General features: G+C 66.0%; 17 protein-coding genes. 9 read left to right on the top strand and 8 right to left on the bottom strand.

Translation table 11 applies throughout. The annotated features are described in order from the left end of the window. Positions 1-5: 5 nt before the first annotated feature. A complete protein-coding gene (locus AC1ZV1_RS28315; protein ID WP_416748976.1) occupies positions 6-1,325 on the top strand; it encodes an ATP-binding protein in 1,320 nt (439 codons plus the stop codon). 141 nt (positions 1,326-1,466) lie between these two features. Here AC1ZV1_RS28315 and AC1ZV1_RS28310 read toward each other — a convergent pair whose 3' ends face one another. From AC1ZV1_RS28310 to rimB, 3 genes are all read right to left on the bottom strand, one after another. Further along, entirely contained in the window at positions 1,467-2,396 is a 930-nt protein-coding gene (locus tag AC1ZV1_RS28310; protein WP_484294661.1) for a S66 peptidase family protein, read from the bottom strand. Positions 2,397-2,577: 181 nt separating this feature from the next. Further along, positions 2,578-3,483, bottom strand: a complete 906-nt coding sequence (gene rimK / locus AC1ZV1_RS28305; protein ID WP_045215639.1) for a 30S ribosomal protein S6--L-glutamate ligase — start codon at positions 3,481-3,483, stop codon at positions 2,578-2,580. After that, the gene (rimB, locus tag AC1ZV1_RS28300; RefSeq protein ID WP_484294660.1) at positions 3,480-3,956 is read right to left on the bottom strand and encodes a retropepsin-like aspartic endopeptidase RimB; all 477 of its coding nucleotides are present in this window, start codon (positions 3,954-3,956) and stop codon (positions 3,480-3,482) included. Before rimB ends, rimK begins: the two co-directional genes overlap by 4 nt. Positions 3,957-4,057: 101 nt before the next feature. Here rimB and AC1ZV1_RS28295 point away from each other — a divergent pair, with 101 nt between their 5' ends. Beyond that, complete coding sequence (locus AC1ZV1_RS28295) at positions 4,058-4,450, top strand: RNA-binding S4 domain-containing protein (RefSeq protein WP_484294659.1); 393 nt, start codon at positions 4,058-4,060, stop codon at positions 4,448-4,450. A gap of 45 nt (positions 4,451-4,495) precedes the next feature. Here the strand turns inward: AC1ZV1_RS28295 and AC1ZV1_RS28290 are convergent, their stop codons facing one another. Beyond that, positions 4,496-5,296: a phosphatase PAP2 family protein gene (locus AC1ZV1_RS28290; protein WP_484294658.1), complete on the bottom strand. Its 801-nt coding sequence runs from the start codon at positions 5,294-5,296 to the stop codon at positions 4,496-4,498. Positions 5,297-5,414: 118 nt separating this feature from the next. On the opposite strand from AC1ZV1_RS28290, the gene hslO reads away from it, so the two are divergent. The 5 genes from hslO to AC1ZV1_RS28265 all read left to right on the top strand — a co-directional run bounded on the left by hslO (position 5,415) and on the right by AC1ZV1_RS28265 (position 12,523). Then, the gene (gene hslO, locus AC1ZV1_RS28285) at positions 5,415-6,308 is read left to right on the top strand and encodes an Hsp33 family molecular chaperone HslO (protein WP_484294657.1); all 894 of its coding nucleotides are present in this window, start codon (positions 5,415-5,417) and stop codon (positions 6,306-6,308) included. A gap of 168 nt (positions 6,309-6,476) precedes the next feature. Further along, a complete protein-coding gene (locus AC1ZV1_RS28280) occupies positions 6,477-8,018 on the top strand; it encodes a phosphoenolpyruvate carboxykinase (protein WP_484294656.1) in 1,542 nt (513 codons plus the stop codon). Positions 8,019-8,237: 219 nt separating this feature from the next. Further along, the gene (locus AC1ZV1_RS28275) at positions 8,238-10,163 is read left to right on the top strand and encodes a RecQ family ATP-dependent DNA helicase (RefSeq protein ID WP_484294655.1); all 1,926 of its coding nucleotides are present in this window, start codon (positions 8,238-8,240) and stop codon (positions 10,161-10,163) included. 116 nt (positions 10,164-10,279) lie between these two features. After that, positions 10,280-11,779, top strand: a complete 1,500-nt coding sequence (locus AC1ZV1_RS28270) for a flavin-containing monooxygenase (protein WP_484294654.1) — start codon at positions 10,280-10,282, stop codon at positions 11,777-11,779. Positions 11,780-11,920: 141 nt separating this feature from the next. Continuing rightward, positions 11,921-12,523 carry a nitroreductase family protein gene (locus tag AC1ZV1_RS28265; RefSeq protein ID WP_484294653.1) on the top strand — a complete coding sequence of 201 codons (603 nt, stop codon included), beginning with the start codon at positions 11,921-11,923 and terminating at the stop codon, positions 12,521-12,523. Between the two features lie 95 nt (positions 12,524-12,618). Here AC1ZV1_RS28265 and AC1ZV1_RS28260 read toward each other — a convergent pair whose 3' ends face one another. After that, positions 12,619-13,518 (bottom strand): LysR family transcriptional regulator, encoded by a 900-nt coding sequence (locus AC1ZV1_RS28260; RefSeq protein ID WP_484294652.1) that lies wholly within the window; start codon positions 13,516-13,518, stop codon positions 12,619-12,621. 104 nt (positions 13,519-13,622) lie between these two features. Between AC1ZV1_RS28260 and AC1ZV1_RS28255 the strand changes: the two genes are divergently transcribed. Both AC1ZV1_RS28255 and AC1ZV1_RS28250 read left to right on the top strand, forming a co-directional pair. Continuing rightward, positions 13,623-14,864, top strand: coding sequence for a 3-hydroxyacyl-CoA dehydrogenase (locus AC1ZV1_RS28255; protein ID WP_484294651.1), 1,242 nt, complete (start codon positions 13,623-13,625; stop codon positions 14,862-14,864). Continuing rightward, positions 14,861-16,651 (top strand): acyl-CoA dehydrogenase C-terminal domain-containing protein, encoded by a 1,791-nt coding sequence (locus AC1ZV1_RS28250; RefSeq protein ID WP_484294650.1) that lies wholly within the window; start codon positions 14,861-14,863, stop codon positions 16,649-16,651. The genes AC1ZV1_RS28255 and AC1ZV1_RS28250 overlap by 4 nt, the downstream gene beginning before the upstream one ends. A 67-nt stretch (positions 16,652-16,718) precedes the next feature. Here the strand turns inward: AC1ZV1_RS28250 and AC1ZV1_RS28245 are convergent, their stop codons facing one another. From AC1ZV1_RS28245 to AC1ZV1_RS28235, 3 genes are read right to left on the bottom strand one after another with little or no spacing between them, the layout of a single operon-like run. Continuing rightward, positions 16,719-17,228, bottom strand: a complete 510-nt coding sequence (locus tag AC1ZV1_RS28245) for a dihydrofolate reductase (RefSeq protein ID WP_484297659.1) — start codon at positions 17,226-17,228, stop codon at positions 16,719-16,721. A gap of 20 nt (positions 17,229-17,248) precedes the next feature. Beyond that, on the bottom strand, positions 17,249-18,316 hold the full coding sequence (locus AC1ZV1_RS28240) for a hypothetical protein (RefSeq protein WP_484294649.1): 1,068 nt from the start codon (positions 18,314-18,316) through the stop codon (positions 17,249-17,251). After that, a complete protein-coding gene (locus tag AC1ZV1_RS28235; RefSeq protein ID WP_484294648.1) occupies positions 18,313-19,335 on the bottom strand; it encodes a hypothetical protein in 1,023 nt (340 codons plus the stop codon). The genes AC1ZV1_RS28240 and AC1ZV1_RS28235 overlap by 4 nt, the downstream gene beginning before the upstream one ends. Positions 19,336-19,357: the final 22 nt, after the last annotated feature.

Below are 19,357 nucleotides of genomic sequence, written 5' to 3'. Positions count from 1 at the left end.
CTCTCTTGAAAACACCCCTCTGGTTCCCGCAAAGCTTCTTCGCCCGCACCCTCTGGCTGGTGCTCATCGTCGTGCTGTTCTCCAAGGCGCTGACCCTGGTGTACCTGCTGATGAACGAAGACATGCTGGTGGACCGCCAGTACAGCCACGGTGCCGCGCTGACCGTACGCGCCTACTGGGCGGCGGACGAAAAATCGCGCGAGGCCATCGCCCAGTCCGCCGGGCTGAAGTGGGCGCCCCACGAGCAGGGGCAGCCGGAGGAAGTGCACTGGCCGTACACGGAAATCTTCCAGCGGCAGATGCGTATGGAGCTGGGCATCGATACCGAGACGCGCCTGCGCATCCACCATCCATCGATGCTCTGGGTGCGTGCGCCGACCCTGGGTGACGGCTGGATCGGCGTACCGCTTTACCCGCACCCGCTGCGCGGCCAGCAGATCTGGAGCGTGCTGGGCTGGTTCCTCGGCATCGGCCTGCTGTCCACCGCGGCAGCCTGGATCTTCGTGCGGCAACTCAGCCAGCCGCTCAAGCGCCTGGTCTTCGCCTCCCGCGAGTTCGGCAAGGGGCGCAGTGTGCGCCTGCCGCTGGGGCAGGAGACCCCCAGCGAGATGGCCGAGGTGTACCGCGCCTTCAACCAGATGGCCGACGACGTCGAGCAGGCCGGGCGCGAGCGTGAGCTGATGCTGGCCGGTGTCTCCCACGACCTGCGCACGCCGTTGACCCGCCTGCGCCTGTCCCTCGAGCTGATGCCCGACAGCGACCGCGAAATGGTCGAGGACATGGTCCGTGACATCGAGGACATGGACGCCATCCTCGACCAGTTCCTCGCCTTCATCCGCGATGGTCGCGACGAGCCGGTGGAGGAAGGCGATCTCGCCGACCTGATCCGTGAAGTGGCTGACGCCTTCAATCAGACTGGCAACCGCGTGCGTCTGTGCCTGGAAACGCTACCGCTGTTCCGCTTCCGTCGGGTGTCGATCAAGCGCCTGCTCGGCAACCTGATCGAGAACGGCCTGAACCACGGCGGCGGCAAGGTCGAAGTGGCGGCCCATGTCGCCGGCGGCGGCGGGGCGCCCTATGTGGTGCTCAGCGTGCTGGACCGTGGTGCGGGCGTCGATCCGCAGGAGCTGGAGAACATCTTCAACCCCTTCTTCCGCGGTGACAAAGCGCGGGGCGGCAAGGGGACCGGCCTGGGCCTGGCCATCGTCAAGCGCATCGCCGAGCAGCACGGCGGCAGCATCGAGCTGCGCAATCGTGAGGGGGGAGGCGTGGAAGCACGCGTCTGCCTGCCGTTGGGGCTGCTGCTTCCGCGCGACGCTCATTAAGAGCCTGCTTGCGGCCTGCTGCGCGTCGGCATAATCGCGGTGAGGCCAGCCCCGGGAAGGGCTCATTGACTGCAGTCAACTCCGCTTTCTCAGCTGTCCCCCGCCTTGTTCTGCTCTAGCTCGCGAGATCGTGAACAAACGCTAATCCCAGCGCAGGGATTTACCTGCCAGCGCTGCCCGCCGCCCATAAGGCCAGGCGCGGTTGTGCGCGCCGTGACCGCTGGGCAGGCCGTGGTAGAGCGGCACGCCCAGTGGCGCGGCGTACTCGGCGAAGATTTCTTCCAGGCTGTGGGCCACGCCCTTGCGCGGGCAGTCTGTGAAGGTGCCGAGGCAGATGGCGCCCAGGCGCGCGCCGTTCAGACTGTTCAGCAGTTGCCAGAGGCTGCGCTCCAGGCGGTAGTAAGGTTCGCCGACATCCTCGAGGATCAGGATCGCGCCGTCCGGCACATACAGCGCACCTGAGGTGCCGGCCATGCAGGCCAGTGCGGTGAGGTTGCCGCCGATCAACTCGCCTTCTACAGCCGTCTTCAGCCCGGCCAGATGCTGCACTGTGAGCTTGCCGGGGCCGCCGGCCAGCACGTGGCTGATCGAGGCCAGCGACGCCAGGCGCTCACGCTGCTCGCTGGGGGCGCTCAGCGGTTGCAGGCCCAGCCCGGTGGCGACCATGCCGTGGATCGCCGGCAGGCCGTGGCGGTGGAAGGCGCTGAGCAGGATGGAGATATCCGAGAAGCCGATCAGCGGGCGCGGCGAGGCGGCCTTGAGGCGCTGCCAGTCCAGCTGCGCAATGAGTTGCCCACAGCCGTAGCCGCCACGCAGGCACCAGACGGCGCTGACGTCGTCCAGCTCGAAGGCGGCGTGGAAGTCCTCCAGGCGTTGCTCCGGCGTGCCGGCCAGGTAGCGGTAGCGCGCGCCGGCGTGCTCGCCCAGGTGGTAATCGATGCCCTGGACTTCCAGTTGGCGCAGGGTGGCCTCCAGCACCTCGTCGGCAATCGCCGAGGCCGGAGCGACCAGCGCAATGCGGCCTTCCATGGGCGACCAGGTGAGTTCGGCGTGGGGGCGTGAGGCGGGCATGAGTGCATCCGATAGCGGTGGGAGGAGCCTGTAGGAGCGAGCTTGCTCGCGAAGGGTTCAGCCTGGCAACGCAGACAGGAGGCTCGCTCCCGTAGGGCGAATAAAGCGGGACGCTTTATCCGCCGTTTGGAGTGGGGCGATTCGTGAGCAAGCTCGCTCCTATGGATAGCAAGAGCTTGGTTCACCCCTTGCCTTTGGTCCGCGCCAGGTGCGGCCCGCCATTCTTCTCCAGGTACTCGATGATCACACCGGCGATGTCCTTGCCGGTGGTGGTCTCGATGCCCTCCAGGCCCGGCGAGGAGTTCACCTCCATGACCAGCGGCCCATGGTTGGAGCGCAGGATATCCACGCCGGCGACGTGCAGGCCCATCACCTTGGCGGCGCGGATAGCAGTCATGCGTTCCTCCGGGGTGATCTTGATCAGGCTGGCGCTGCCGCCGCGGTGCAGGTTGGAGCGGAACTCGCCGGCCGCGGCCTGGCGCTTCATCGAGGCGATGACCTTGTCGCCGACCACGAAGCAGCGGATGTCAGCGCCGCCAGCTTCCTTGATGTACTCCTGCACCATGATGTTGTGCTTGAGCCCCATGAAGGCCTCCAGCACGGACTCGGCGGCCTTCTCCGTCTCGCAGAGGACTACGCCGATGCCCTGGGTGCCTTCCAGCAGCTTGATCACCAGTGGCGCGCCGCCGACCATTTCGATCAGGTCCGGCACGTCGTCGGGGGAGTGGGCGAAGCCGGTCACCGGCAGGCCGATACCCTTGCGCGAGAGCAGTTGCAGCGAACGCAGCTTGTCGCGGGAGCGGGCGATGGCTACCGATTCGTTGAGCGGGAACACCCCCATCATCTCGAACTGGCGCAGCACGGCGCAGCCATAGAAGGTCACCGAGGCGCCGATGCGCGGGATCACCGCGTCGAAATCTTCCAGCGGCTTGCCGCGGTAATGGATCTGCGGCTTGTGGCTGGCGATGTTCATGTAGGCGCGGAGGGTGTCGATCACCACCATTTCGTGGCCGCGTTGCTGCCCGGCCTCCACCAGCCGACGGGTGGAATACAGGCGCGGATTGCGCGACAGCACAGCAATTTTCATTGATCACCTGGAAGGGTGGCGGGAACCATGATGAGGGGTTTGTCTTGCACGTAGGTGAGGCCCGGGTTGACCACCAGCTGACCCTGCACCAGGGCCTTGGAGCCAAGCAGCACGCGGTAGCGCATGGTCTTGCGGCAGGCCAGGGTAAATTCCACCGACCAGGCGCGGTCGCCCAGGGCCAGCAGGGTGCGGATCACATAGCGGGTCTGGGCCTGGCCGTTGGAGCTCTTGATGGTTTTCATCGTCACCACCGGCGCCTCGCAGCGATGACGGCGCTGCACCTGGGTACCCAGGTGGGCGACGAAGCGTACCCAGTCCTGACCGCCGCGCTGGAACGGCACGATGTCGCTGGCATGCAGGCTGGACGTGCTGGCGCCGGTGTCGATCTTCGCGCGCAGGCCGACCATGCCCAGCTCAGGCAAGGCGATCCATTCGCGCAAACCAATGACCGACAGGTGGTCGAATGTCTTCAAATCAAGTGCCCCCGGCGTTTGCCGGCATTCTAGTCAGGCCGGTTGTGCCCCGCCAGCGGGGCGCGGGGTACACTCTCAGACCCGCATGACGAGGTTGTGAAGTGAGCGAAAAAGACGACGACAGGATCCGCCTGGACAAGTGGCTGTGGGCGGCGCGCTTCTACAAGACCCGTTCCCTGGCCAAGGAAGCCATCGACGGCGGCAAGGTGCATTGCCGGGGTGAGCGCTGCAAGCCGGGCAAGGAGCCGAAGGTGGGTGAGGAATACGTGATCCGCACCGGCTTCGACGAACGCACCGTGGTGGTGAAGGCGTTGTCCATGGTGCGCCGCGGCGCGCCCGAGGCGCAGCTGCTGTATGAGGAAACGACTGACAGTGTGGAACGCCGCGAGCAGGCCTCGGCAATGCGCAAGGCCGGCGCGCTGGGCGTGCAGACCGACGGCCGGCCGACCAAGAAGCAGCGCCGCCAGCTGTTCAGCTTCCGCGACCAGGAGTGATCGAACGGCGAGGGCGACGGGCGCCTCGCCGTGATCGGGCGGAGGTCAGGCCGCGATGACGCTCAGGCGGTTGACCAGCGGGACTTTCGCAGCCACGCGGAACAGCGGGTCGGTCCAGCGCACCAGGGCAGCGCTGCCGACGGCGGCGAAGGGGGTGAAGCAGCTCCAGGCCAGGGCCACCAGCGCCATCTGCACGCCGCCGATGTAGTCGTCCTGGCCCCAGTGCGCGCCGGCGACCAGGCGCGGCAGCATGAACAGCAGCGCCAGGCCCCAGATCACCACCCATTGCAGGGCGGTGCGAGCGAACAGGGTCAGGAACAGCGCCCAGATCAGCAGCACCGAGGCGTGGTCGCCAGGGAAGCTGCGGGCCGACTCGTCCTTCACCTCGAAGGCCGTGTTCTGCCACTGCGGGAAGTAGTTTTCCAGGCGCACGGCATCCGGCGCTACGGCAGAGATGCTCGCATGCTGCCAACCCAGCTTGTGGGCGATCTTGGCGTAGAGGATGCGCACCACCACGAGGACGATGGCCGCGCATAGAAAGCCGAAGGTCGCCGCGCGGGCCTGGGTCGCCTTGAAGATCCAGTCGCCGCGGATCAGCAGGAGCAGCAGGATGACGCCGACCAACAGGTCGAACGGCCGGGTGCTCGCCACTGCCCAGGACAGGCGCCAGGCTTCATTGCTCGCCAGCGGCTGGTTGAGCAGGCTGAAGAGGCTGAAATCGAACAGGTTCATCGCGCTGCGTGTCGGCTCCCAGAGCCATAGCAGAAGCAGGGCTAGCGCCATCAGGTGGCAGGCGATGAAGGGCTTCCAGGACCAGGTGGCTTGGAACGGCGTGGTTTTGTCCATAAAATCGTTACCCCCTTACGGAACCACTCGAGTATGGGTGGGTGCTGCAAAGCGCGCTTTATAGGCCTTTGCCATCAACTTGTCATTTATTTGTGCCTATCGCAGCGTTGTGCAAAGCATGTCCCAGATCGATCAAAGTCAGCGTTTCCTGTTCGACAACACTGATGTCCGCGGTGAGCTGGTGGAGCTCGACCGCAGCTACGCCGAAGTGCTGGCCAAGCACCCCTATCCGCAGCCGGTCGCCCAGTTGCTCGGAGAAATGCTAGCCGCCGCCGCACTCCTGTGCGGTACCTTGAAGTTCGACGGCCTGCTGGTGTTGCAGGCGCGTTCCAGTGGCGCGGTGCCATTGCTGATGGTGGAGTGCTCCAGCGATCGCGAAGTGCGCGGCCTGGCCCGTTACGACGCGGCGGCCATCGGCGATGCGGCAGGTCTGCCCGAGCTGATGCCTGACGGTGTGCTGACCCTCACCGTCGATCCGAAGAACGGCAAGCGCTACCAGGGCATCGTGCCACTGGAAGGCGCGAGCCTGGCCGACTGCCTGTCGACCTACTTCGCCACGTCCGAGCAGCTGCCGACCCGCTTCTGGCTCAACGCCGACAGCCGCCGTGCCCGTGGCCTGCTGCTGCAGCAACTGCCGGCCGACCGTCAGCGCGACGCTGAGTCGCGGGAAGCCAGCTGGCAGCATGTCACCACCCTGGCCGACACGCTCACCGCCGAGGAACTGCTGGGGCTGGACAACGCCACCGTGCTGCACCGCCTGTACCACGAAGACGATGTACGCCTGTTCGAGCCGCAGCCGCTGGTGTTCCACTGCAGTTGCTCGCGGGAACGCTCGGCCAATGCACTGGTCAGTCTTGGGCAGGAAGACGCCGAGCGCCTGCTGGCCGAGGAAAATGGCGAGATCGTCATCGACTGCCAGTTCTGCAACGAGCGCTACCGTTTCGACGGTTCCGATGTCGCCCAGTTGTTCTCGGGCGGTGGCAGTCATACACCGTCAGAAACCCGCCATTGACCGTTTCTATCTGTCCGATAGCCGAACCAATGGCGCTCTCGCCAGATCAGAGGCTGCACGAGAACAGTTCTTTTCTGGCATAATCCCGCGACTTTTTTCCGCGGTAGTGGGAATCAGAAGTCACTACGCAATGTTTGGAGGACTCGGCTTCGGCCGACGGGGACCCACATGACGCAAGCCAATAAAGCCGTTTACACCGATATCAGCGTTGCCCAACTGGTTGAAGAAGCCATTCGCCGCGGCGAAGGCGAACTCGCCGACAACGGCTCGCTGGTGGTGAAAACCGGCCACCGCACCGGCCGCTCGCCTGCCGACCGTTTCATCGTCGAAGAGCCGGGCAGCAAGGATTCCATCGCTTGGGGCGCCATCAACCGTCCGTTCCCGGCCGACAAGTTCGATGCCCTGTGGGACCGTGTCCAGGCCTTCAATAACGCCCAGGACCATTTCGTTTCCCACGTCCATGTAGGTTCGGCCCACGACCACTACCTGGCCGTGAAGATGACCACTGCCACTGCCTGGCAGAACCTGTTCGGCCGCGCGCTGTTCATCGAGCCCGAGCAGTACAACCCGGCCGGCCGCGAAGAGTGGCAGGTCCTCAACGTCGCCAACTTCGAGTGCGTGCCCGAGCGTGACGGCACCAACTCCGATGGCTGCGTGATCCTCAACTTCGCCCAGAAGAAGGTGCTGATCGCCGGCATGCGCTACGCCGGTGAAATGAAGAAGGCCATGTTCGGCGTGCAGAACTACCTGCTGCCGGAAAAAGACGTCCTGCCGATGCATTGCGCCGCCAACATCGGCGAAGCGGGCGACGTCACCCTGTTCTTCGGTTTGTCGGGCACCGGCAAGACCACCCTGTCCGCCGACGAAAGCCGTTACCTGATCGGCGATGACGAGCACGGCTGGGGCGAAGGCGTTGTCTTCAACATCGAAGGCGGCTGCTACGCCAAGTGCATCGATCTGTCCGAGAAGAACGAGCCGGTCATCTGGAAAGCCATCAAGTTCGGCGCCGTGCTGGAAAACGTCGTCCTCGACGAAAACCGTACCCCCAACTATGCCGATGACAGCCTGACCCAGAACTCCCGCGCGGCCTACCCGCTGGAGAACGTCGAGAAGCGTTCCGAGCACAACCTCGGCGGCGAGCCGAACGCTGTTATCTTCCTGACCTGCGACCTGACCGGCGTTCTGCCGCCGGTATCGATCCTGAACAACGAGCAGGCGGCCTATCACTTCCTGTCCGGCTACACCGCACTGGTTGGTTCCACCGAAATGGGTTCGGGCGGCGGCATCAAGTCGACCTTCTCCACCTGCTTCGGCGCACCGTTCTTCCCGCGTCCGGCCGGCGTCTACGCCGAGTTGCTGATCAAGCGCATCAAGGCCTTCGGCTCGAAAGTCTACCTGGTCAACACCGGCTGGACCGGTGGTGGCTACGGCGTCGGCAAGCGCTTCAACATCCCGACCACCCGTGGCGTGATCGCCGCCATCCAGAGCGGTGCTCTGATCGGCGCCGAGACCGAGCACCTGGACATCATCAACCTGGATGTGCCCAAGGCCGTTCCGGGCGTCGAGACTGTCCTGCTCAACCCGCGCAACACCTGGGAAGACAAGGCTGCCTACGACGAAGCGGCCAAGGGCCTGGCGACCAAGTTCATCGACAACTTCAAGAAGTTCGACGTGAGCGACGCCATCAAGAACGCCGGCCCGCAGCTGTAAGCGAGCCCGTTCTGGAAAGAGCCGCCTTCGGGCGGCTTTTTCATTTGCGCTGTCCGTTCACTGTAGGAGCGCGCCGTGCGCGTGATCGCGGCATGGCCCGCTCCTACAAGGGTGGCGTACCTGTTGTGCCCCGAACGGCCCGAATCGCCGCTCGGGCAAGCGCGCTCCTACACAAGCGCTTCGTAGGCTGGGTAGACGCCCATGAAAGGAGTTATCCTCATGCACGACACCCTTGAACGCGTCTTCGGCTTCCGCCAGTTTCGTCCCGGTCAGGAAGCGGCGGTCAGCGCAGTGCTGGCCGGGCGCTCGGCGGCCGCGATCTTTCCTACCGGCTCGGGCAAGTCGCTGTGCTACCAGTTGCCAGCGTTGCTGCTGCCGCACCTGACTCTGGTGGTCTCGCCGCTGCTGGCGCTGATGCAGGACCAGCTCGCCTTTCTTTCCCGCCACGGCATCCCCGCCGCCAGCATCGATTCGGCGCAGAGCCGTGAGCAGACCGCTCAGACCATGGCCCGCGCGCGCAGTGGCGAGCTGAAGGTGCTGATGATCTCGGTGGAGCGCCTGAAGAACGAGCGCTTCCGCCACTTCATCAGCGAGGTGCCTATTTCCCTGCTGGTGGTGGACGAGGCGCACTGCATTTCCGAATGGGGCCACAATTTCCGCCCCGACTACCTGAAGCTGCCGGACTACCAGAAGCAGTTCCGCATTCCCCAGGTGCTGCTGCTCACCGCTACGGCGACACCGGCGGTGATCGCCGACATGCGCGCCAAGTTCGCCATCGCCGAATCCGACGTGGTCACCACCGGCTTCTACCGCGCCAACCTCGACCTGCAGGTGGAGCCGGTGGCCAGCGCTGCCCGCCGCGCGCGGCTGGTGCAATGGCTGGGCGAGCGCGCCGGGCAGCCGGCCATCGTCTACGTCACCCAGCAGAAGACCGCCGAGGAGGTCGCCGCGCATCTGGCCGAGCGCGGCATTCCCGCCTGCGCTTACCACGCGGGGATGGAGCACCCGGAGCGCGAGGGCATTCAGCGCCGCTTCATGGACGGCACGCTCAATTGCGTCGTTGCCACCATCGCCTTCGGCATGGGCATCGACAAGAGCAACATCCGTCAGGTGGTGCACTACGACTTGCCCAAGTCGCTGGAGAACTACAGCCAGGAAATCGGCCGCGCCGGGCGCGACGGCCAGCGCTCGGAATGCCTGGTGCTGGCCAACCGCGACAGCCTCAACGTGCTGGAGAACTTCGTCTACGGCGACACCCCCGAGCGCGACGGCATCCGCACTGTCCTGGAGGAAATCCGGCAAGCACCGAATGGCCAGTGGGAAACCCTGCTGGTGCCGCTGTCGGACCAGTCCAACATCCGCCAGCTGCCGCTGAAAACGCTGCTGGTGCAGCTGGAACTGCGCGGCATCATCGCGCCGCGTTTCGCCTACTTCGCCGAATATCGTTACAAACTGAATATCGATTCCGCCGAGCTGCTCAATCATTTCGAAGGCGAGCGGCGGCAGTTCGTCGAGGCCATCCTCACTTCCTCGGCACGGGCACGGACCTGGGCGACCCTGGACTTCGACACCCTCTACAGCCGCCACGGCGCCGAGCGCGCGCGGGTAGTGAAGGCGCTGGACTATTTCCAGGAGCGCGGCTGGATGGAGCTGGAGAGCAAGCAGATGACCGAGGTTTACTCGGTGCGCGACGCGTCCTTCGATGCAGTGGAGTTGAGCGAGGAACTGCACCGCTACTTCAAGCGCCACGAGGGCAGCGAGATCGCCCGCATCGGCGCCATGCTCGAACTGCTGGGCAGCACGGAGTGCCTGAGCTGGCGTCTGGCCCAATATTTCGGCGATCAGCAGGCGCCGCGCCAGTGCGGGCACTGCTCGGTCTGCGCCGGCCACGTCGCCCGGTTGCCGGAACCTCCCGCGCTGCCGCCGCTGGATGGCCAGTCGCTGCACAATCGCTGCGCCGCCTTCCTGGAGAAGTACCGCAGCGCCCGCGGCCTGGAACCCAGCGCCGACTGCGTGACGCGTTTCCTCTGCGGCATCAGCGTGCCGGCCTTCACCCGCTTGCGTGCGCGCACCCTGCCGGGCTATGCGTCGCTGGAGGATTATCCCTACGCCCAGGTCCGTGACTGGGTGCAGGCGCAGCTGTGATCGCGTCGGCGCCACGCACGACTAAAGGTCGGCGTGACCCCGACTGGGCTCCTTGTAGGGTGACGGGACGCATTCCCGCCTAGACTCTCAGGGAGCGGTAACAAGGAGCCCATCGCATGTCCACCGAGCATCTGGATGTTCTGATCATCGGCGCCGGCCTGTCCGGCATCGGCGCCGCCTGCCACTTGCAGAAGCAGTGCCCCGGCAAGTCCTACGCCATCCTCGAAGGCCGCGAGGCCATGGGCGGCACCTGGGACCTGTTCCGCTACCCGGGCATCCGCTCCGACTCGGACATGTACACCCTGGGCTACAACTTCAAGCCCTGGACCGACCCCAAGGCCATCGCAGACGGCCCGTCGATCCTCAACTACATCCGTGAGACCGCCCGCGAGTACCGCGTCGAGGACAAGGTCCGCTACCGCCATCGCGTGCTCAAGGCCGACTGGGACAGCGCCAGCGCGCGCTGGAACCTCCTCGTGCAGCGCGGCGACGAGGCTGAACCGGTGCGCATGAGCGCGCAGTTCCTCTTCATGTGCACCGGCTATTACCGCTACGAGGCCGGCTATACCCCGGACTTCGCCGGGCGCGAGAGCTTCACCGGGGAGGTCATCCACCCGCAGCGGTGGCCGGAAAACTTCGACTACAGCGGCAAGCGCATCGTCGTGATCGGCAGCGGCGCCACCGCCGTCACGCTGATTCCCTCGCTGACCGACAGGGCCGCCCACGTCACCATGCTGCAGCGCTCGCCGTCGTATGTGATCACCCTGCCGGCGAAGGACCCGATTTCCAACTTCCTGCGCCATTTCCTGCCCGAGAAGTGGGTGTATCGCCAGGCACGGGCGCGCAATGTGACCATGCAGATGATCTTCTTCATGGCTTCCAAGGCGTTCCCCGGCGCGGTGCGCAAGCTCATGCTCAAGCTGGCCAACCTGCAGCTGGGCAAGGATTTCGACATGCGCCACTTCAGCCCGCGCTACAAGCCGTGGGACGAGCGCGTCTGCTGCGTGCCCGACGGGGACCTGTTCAAGGCACTGCGCCAGGGCCGCGCCTCGGTGGTCACCGACCACATCGAGCGCTTCACCGAGAAGGGCATCCTGCTCACGTCCGGGCAGCTGCTGGAAGCGGACGTGATCGTCACCGCCACCGGGCTGGACCTGGTGATGTTCGGCGGTGCCGAGCTGGCCATCGACGGCAAGCCCTTCGACGTCACCCAGAGCATGGGCTACCGCGGCATCATGCTGCGCGACCTGCCCAACCTTGCCGCCATCGTCGGCTACACCAACGCCAGCTGGACGCTCAAGGCCGACCTCTCCAGCGAGTACTTCTGCCGCCTGATCAACCACCTCGACGCCATCAGCATGCGCCAGTGCACGCCGCGCCAGACCGATGGGTCGGTGAAGGAAGAACCCTTCCTCAACCTCAACTCCGGCTACATCCAGCGCGCCGCCGACCGCATGCCCAAGCAGGGCGACCGCACCCCGTGGAAGCTCTACCAGAACTACGCGCTGGACCTTGCACTGCTGCGCTTCGGCAAGGTCGAGGACGGCTACCTGAGCTTCACTTCGCCCAAGCAGCGCCAGGCCACGGCGGCACCGGTGGAAGCGCTGGAGAGCTGATCGCCGCGACGGCGCCCGAGGTGGCGGGCGCCGTTCCATCGACGGTCTGGATAGACATTATCGATACGCCGCTCTGCAACGGGGCGGTCTCTGGGATTACCATGCGCGCCATTCCCGCCCATGCCAGCCAGAGGATTTTCCATGCTGATCGAAGACGCCATCCGCAGCCGCCGTTCCATTCGGGGTTTCGACACTTCCTATGTGATGAGCCGCGAGGAGAAGGACGACCTGCTGCAACAGGCGCTGCTTGCTCCCACCTCCTTCAACCTGCAGCACGTGCGCCTGGTGGAAGTCAGCGATCCGCAACTGCGCGCGCAGATCCGCGAAGCCGGCTGGAACCAGGTGCAGATGACCGAGGCCTCGATGCTGGTGATCGTCTGCGCGCAGGTCGACAGCTGGGAGAAGAACGCCGAGCGCGTGTGGGACGGCGCCCCGGTCGAGGTGAAGAACTACATGGTTGGCGCCATCGACGGCTACTACCGTGACAAGCCGCAGACCCAGCGCGACGAGGCCATGCGCAGCAGCGGCCTGGTGGCCCAGACCCTGATGCTCGCCGCCCGTGGCCGCGGCCTGGACAGTGTGCCGATGGTAGGCTTCGACTTCGATGCCGTGGGCAAGCTGATCAACCTGCCGGCCAACCATGTGATCGGCCTGATGATCGCCGTGGGCAAGCAGGCGGTGGAAGCCAAGCCGCGCATCGGCCGCCTGCCGCTGGACGAGACGATCATTCGCGATCGCTTCTGAGCCCGATGAAACGCGCCTCCGGGCGCGTTTTTCTTTCCTGCTCCTCGTCGGATGGGTATCGCTTCGCTCCACGCCATCCTACGTAGTGCTTCCTGTTAGTCAGGCGCCGCCTCCACGATCCGCCCCACCAGCCACTGCAATGCCGCATCCCGCTCGCGCTGGGCGAGATAGACCAGCTCCAGATGGAACTGTCCCACGTCGAATGGCAGCTCCAGCACCTGCAACGGCAGCAGCTGCGCGAAATACGCGGCCAGTCGCGTCGGCAGCACCGTCAGCAAATCTGTCGTCGCCACCAGATGCGCCGCCTGCAGGTAGTTGGGCGTTGTGTAGGCAATCTGCCGTTTCAGTCCCTGGCTGGCGAGCCACTGGTCGACCATGCCCTTGGTCTGCCCTCCGGACACCCACAGGTGCCGCTGGCCGAGGAAGGTCTCGAGATCGATCCCACCATCCACCTGCGGATGCCCGCGCCGGGCCAGAAGGCGCAGCGTTTCACTCGCCCAGGGCCGACGCTGGAAGCGCGTCGGCAACTCTTCGAAGCGGCCCAGCACCAGGTCGAGATTGCCCTTGTCCAGCGCCTCGGCCGGCAGCGTCGGCGTCAGGTGCTGGATGGTCAGGCCCATGCCCGGCGCCGCGCTCCCCAGACTTTCGAGCAGGTGCGGCATGCACAGCGCTTCCACATAGTCGGTCAGCGCCAGGGTGAAACGCTGGCGGCTGCGCGCCGGGTCGAAGATGTCGCCGCCGGCCAGGCTCTGGCCGATGCGCTGCAGGGCGTCGCGGATCGGCGCTTCCAGCTCCAGCGCCCGTGGCGTCGGTTGCATCGCCCGGCCCACGCGCACCAGCAGCGGATCATCGAGCAGCTCGCGCAGGCGGTTCAGCGCGTTGCTCACCGCTGGCTGGCTCAACGACAGGCGCTCCGCCGCGCGCGAGACGTTGCGCTCGCGTAGCAGGGCGTCCAGTACACGCAGCAGGTTGAGGTCGAAGGTGGTCATATTCACTGGCTGAATTCCACTTATCACAACTCAAAATTTCAAAAATAGTACCGCCTTCCCTAAGGTGAGTGGTCTTCAAACGAGCGTTTCAGGCTGACAAGAGGAACAACATGAGCCAGAACATCCGCATCGCCAGCGCTGCCGTCATTGGCGCCGGCACCATGGGCCGGGGCATTGCCATGTGCCTGGCGAACGCCGGCGTGCAGGTCCTGTGGCTGGACAACAACCCGCAGATGCTCACCCAGGCCCTGGGCGCCGTGGCCGACACCTACGCCCACAACGTGCGCCAGGGCCGCATCGACGAGGGCGAAGCCGCCCGTCGTCGTGCGCGCATCTCCCAGGCGGCGAACTACACGGCGATCCGCGAGGTGGACCTGGTGATCGAGGCGGTGTACGAGAACCTGGAGCTCAAGCAGTCGATCTTCCGCGAGCTGGATGCGGCGCTGAAACCCTCGGCGATCCTGGCGTCCAATACCTCCTACCTGGACGTCGACGCCATCGCCGCGGTGACCTCGCGGCCGTCGCGGGTGCTCGGCCTGCATTTCTTCAGCCCGGCGCACATCATGAAGCTGCTGGAGATCGTGCGCGGGGCGAAGACGGCTCCCGCCGTGCTCGACGCGGCGCTGGAGCTGGGCGAGCGCATGGGCAAGGTCAGCGTAGTGGCCGGCAACTGCCATGGCTTCATCGGCAACCGCATGCTGGAGAAGTACGTCCAGGAATCGCGCCGGCTGATCCTCGAAGGTTCGTTGCCGCACCAGGTGGACGCGGCGATCCAGGGCTTCGGTTTCGCCATGGGGCCGTTCCGCATGTTCGACGTGGTCGGTATCGACCTCGAATGGCGCGCCCGCGAGCTGGCCGGCAAGGGCCAGGACGCACCGACCGTGCAGGTGGACAACCGCCTGTGCGAAATGGGCCGCTTCGGCCAGAAGTCCGGCAACGGCTTCTATCACTACGAGCCGGGCAGCCGCCAGGCCGAGCACGACCCGGAAGTCGACGCCCTGGTGCTGCGCGAGTCCGAGCGCCTGGGCTACGCCCGCCGCGACATCGGCGCCGAGGAAATCCTCGAGCGCTGCCTGCTGGCGCTGGTCAACGAAGGCGCGAAGATCCTCGACGAAGGCATCGCTTCCACCAGTGCCGACATCGACACCGTTTACCTCAATGGTTATGGCTTCCCGAAGGACAAGTCCGGCCCAATGGCCTGGGCCGACGCCCAGGGCCTGCAAAGTGTGCTGGCACGCCTGCGTGACCTGGCCGGCGAGCACGGCGCGCACTGGCAGCCGGCCGCGCTGATCGAGCGCCTGGCCGCCGCCAATGGCCGCTTCGCCGACGTGAAACAGGAGCCCTTCGCATGAGTTACCAGGCACCCCTGCGCGACATGCGCTTCGTCCTCCACGAGCTGTTCGACGTCAGCGCCCATTGCGAGCTGCTGGGTAACGGTCTGGATCGCGAGCTGATCGACGGCGTGCTGGAAGAAGGCGCGCGCTACACCGGCGAAGTGGTCGCGCCGCTGAACCGCAACAGCGACGAGCAGGGCGCAACCCTGCTCAATGGCGACGTCACCACGCCGGACGGCTTCCGCGAGGCCTACCGGCAGTACTGCGACAACGGCTGGGCGAGCATGACCGGGCCGACCGAGTTCGGCGGCCAGGGTTTCCCGCAGATGGTCTCGGCCAGTTTCCACGAAATGCTGATGGCCGCTTCGCTGTCCTTCCGCGTCTACTCCGGCCTTACCGAAGGGGCGGTGCTGGCGTTGTACAAGCATGGCGCACCGGAGCTGCAGCGCGACTACCTGGCGAAGATGGTCAGCGGTGTGTGGACCGGCACCATGTGCCTCACCGAGCCGCAGGCCGGCACCGACCTCGCGCTGCTGCGCACCCGCGCCGAACCGCAGGCGGACGGCAGCTACCGTGTCAGCGGCAGCAAGATCTTCATCAGCGGCGGCGAGCAGGACCTCTCCGAGAACATCGTCCATCTGGTGCTCGCGCGCCTGCCCGACGCGCCGGCCGGGGTGAAGGGCATCAGCCTGTTCCTGGTGCCCAAGTTCATCGCCAACGCCGACGGCACGCCAGGCGCGCGCAACGCGCTGAGCTGCGGTGCCATCGAGCACAAGATGGGCATCAAGGGCGCGTCCACCTGCGTGATGAACTTCGACGGCGCCACCGGCTGGCTGATCGGCCAGGCCAACCAGGGCCTGGCCTGCATGTTCACCATGATGAACGACGCGCGCTTCCAGGTCGGCCTGCAGGGCCTGGGCATCGCCGAGCGTTCCTGCCAGGGCGCGCTGGCCTATGCCCGCGAGCGCCTGCAATCGCGTGCGCTGACCGGTGCTGCGGAGCCGACCAAGGCTGCCGACCCGATCATCGTCCACCCGGACGTGCGGCGCATGCTGCTGACCCAGAAGACCCTCACCGAGGGCTGTCGGATGGTGTCGGCGCTCTGCGCCCGCGAGCTGGACCTGGAGCACGGCCATCCCGAGGCCGAGGCTCGCAAGGCGGCGAGCAAGCGCGCGGCGCTGCTGATTCCCATCGTGAAGTCGTTCTTCACCGACGTCGGCCAGGAGGTCTCCAGCCTCGGCGTACAGGTCTACGGCGGCCACGGCTACATTCGTGAGTGGGGCATGGAACAGCTGATGCGCGACAGCCGCATCACCCAGATCTACGAAGGCACCAACGGCATCCAGGCGCTCGACCTGATCCGCCGCAAGCTGCTGGGCGATGGCGGTGCGGAGCTGAACACGCTGATCGGCGAACTGGCGGCGGTCTGCGAAAGCGTCGGCGCGCGCACTGAACTGGCTGATCTCGCGGAGACCGTCCGGCAACGCCTGCTGGAATGGCGCAGCCTCACCAGCGAAGTGATCGCCGCCTGCCAGCGCGACCCGCAGGAAATCGGCGCCACCTCGGTGGACTTCCTGCAGTACTGCTCCTACGTGCTGCTGGGCGGTCTCTGGCTCCAAGCCGCTGGCGTGGCCCAGGCGAAGCTGGCGGCCGGCGAGGGCGACGCGGACTTCTACCGCGCCAAGCTCGCCAGCGCCGAGTTCTACGTCAAGCGCATCCTGCCGCGTGCCAGCATGCACCGCGAGGCCCTGCTGGGCGGCGCGGACTGCCTGATGGCGCTGGACGCGGAGCACTTTGCGTTCTGACGTGCCGGTAAGCAAAAACGCCGCGCCGGGTGACCGGGGCGGCGTTTTTCGTTGCGCAGCTCGGGACTCAAGCCCGCTCCCATACCTCGAACGCATAGGCCGGCGTTTCGCCTTCCGCGCCATGCTCGATGCTCGACGCCAGGTGCCACTGGCTTTCGTTCACTTCCGGGAAGTGTGCGTCGCCCGCCGGGCTAAGGCCCACACGGGTCAGGTAAAGGCGGTCGGCGCGGCCCAGGGCTTCGCTGTAGAGCTGCGCCCCACCGATCAGCATCAGCTCGTCGGCTTCCTCTTCCTGGGCCCACTGCTCGGCGCGCTCCAGGGCGGCGTCGAGGCTGGTGAAGACTTCCGCACCGTCGAGCGTGAGGCCCGCCTGGCGGGTGACCACGATGTTCAGCCGGCCCGGCAACGGGCGGCCCAGCGAATCCCAGGTCTTGCGGCCCATGATCACCGGTTTGCCCAGGGTCATGGCCTTGAAGTGCTTGAGGTCCTGCGGCAGGTGCCAGGGCAGGCGGTTGTCGACGCCGATCACGCGGTTCTCGGCAAGGGCGGCGATCATCGCCAGGGGCAGTTGGGCCATCTCGACTCCAGTGGTGAACATCAGCGGGGACTCCCGTTGCCAGAGGATACCAGCCGCTCGCCGTCGGCGGGGCCGGCGGGTGGCGGAACGCGCATGAAGAAGGTGCCGTCTTCGTTGACCTGGGTGATGCCGGTAGCCAGCACCTTGCGATAGTCCTTGAGGTTGAAGGCCAGGGTCTGGTCCGGGCGCTCGGCCTTGAGCAGCACCTGGGAATAGGTGATGAGGATTTCGAAGATCTTCAGGTCGCCCGATTGCAGCCAGATGTAGGACTGCCCGGCCTGGCGCGGGGGATCGAAGGCCAGCGCGGCGGCGCCTTCGGTCGGCGCGAACTTCAGGTGCAGGCCCTTGGCGTCCAGCCAGGTGGACTCGACGTGGCCGTCGATGCCCACCAGCGGGAAGACCTGGTGGTAGTTCAGGTGCATCACGTTGTCCTGCAGCACCGCGCCGGGGCGTTCCAGGGTCACCAGTGAGTCCAGGCGCAGGCCGACCAGACTCATGGCGCCGTAGCTGGGCACGCCGAGCACCTTCACGCTGTCGGGCTGGTAGTCGAGGTTGTCGCCGTCGAGTTTCACCGTGCCGGAGAGTCGCAGCGGCAGCCAAGGCCCGACACCCAGCGGCTGCACTTCGCCGGAGACCTGCAGGCGGTCGCCTTCGATGCCCAGCGTGAAGTCGCGCAGCATGGTCTCCGGGTAGGCGAGGATGTGCTGGTTGAACAGGTTGGCGAGCTGCTCGGGGCTGAGGATCACCTCGCCCTCGGAGACATTGATGCGCATATCCTGCGGGCGGTCGAAGTCGATCGGTTCGCCGGCCTTGAGCGGCACCAGCCAGCCCTTGAGCTGCGGGCTGTGGAAGCCGATGTCGCCCTGGAAGTACATGTCCACGTTGTTCAGCAGGATGCCCACGCCGTCCTGGCCGGAGTCACGCAGCCCGCCCGGCCGGCTGGCCTTGAAATCCGGCGCCGGCGGCGTCTGCTGGAACCAGCCCTGGCGCAGCACGCCCAGTTCGCGCTGCTGCTTGTCGATGGCGCTCTCGGCCGCGGCCTGGCCGGCCAGCGCGAGGCAGAGCAGGGAAGCGAGGAGGGTTTTCATAGGGCTTTCTCCTCCGGAGCGGGTGCTTTAACCGGCGAGACGGCGATGTGCACCATGCCGTCTTCGCGCAGGCGGATTTCGCCGTACTGCAGCTGGCGGCGGTAGTCGTAGAGGTTGAACAGCAGCGGCGCGTCGGGGCTCAGGCTGGTGAACAGCGCGTAGGCTTTCACCAGGATGGTCCGCGCCATCTTGATGTCGCCGCCCTCAATGAACATGTAGCTCTGCGGTGCCTTGAGCGGCGGCCACTTCAGCTCGGCCAGGTCGCTGCCCAGCAACAGGTCCATGCCGCCGTCGGCGAGCTTCAGGCTGCTCACGCTGAAGTCCAGGCGCGGCGGCGGGAACAGGCCGTCGAGGTCGACCAGGATGCGGTTGCCGATCAGCTGCATGTGCGCGGTGTGCAATTGCAGCACCTCGGACATCTCGATGGAGGCGGCAGTTAGCGACGGCGTGACGTCCACGTTGTCGACGAAGATTCGCTGCGGTACCAGCGCCACCTTCAGCGGCCCGGCCTGCTCGATCCCGGTGACCATCCGCAGCGGCCGCCAGCGGCCCTTGCGCAGCAGCTCGCCGTGGACTTCCTGGCCGTTGGCGCGGGTACTGAGTTTCAGATTGCGCACTGGCGCATTGGCGTTGCGCAGCTCCTCGTTGAGCAGGCTGGCGAGGGTCGCGTCAGCGACGAAGATGTCCCCGGCCTGGATGCGCGCGACCATGGACTTCGGGTCATCCAGCATCAGCGGCGTGCTGGCTCCGGCGACCGGGCTCATCTGGATCAGCATCTTGCGGATGAAGAAACCGATGTCGTCGTGCAGGCGGAAGTCGGTGTGGCTGATCCACAGTTGCGAGGTGTTGCTGTCGGACTGCCGGGCGCTGACGTTGGCATCCAGTACGCGCGGTGGCACCGCCTGCATCAGCGGGGTGTCCGGGCCCCAGTCGGAGGGGCGCACCGGCGGTGTTTCCACGGCAACCGCGGTGGCGGCGGCCAGCAGCAGGGGCAAGGCACTGAGCATCGAGCGCAGCATGGCGAGGCCTCATTCTTGTTGT

The sequence above is a fragment of the Pseudomonas sp. BB438 genome (assembly GCF_057180225.1).
This window is presented reverse-complemented; position numbering and strand designations above follow the sequence as displayed.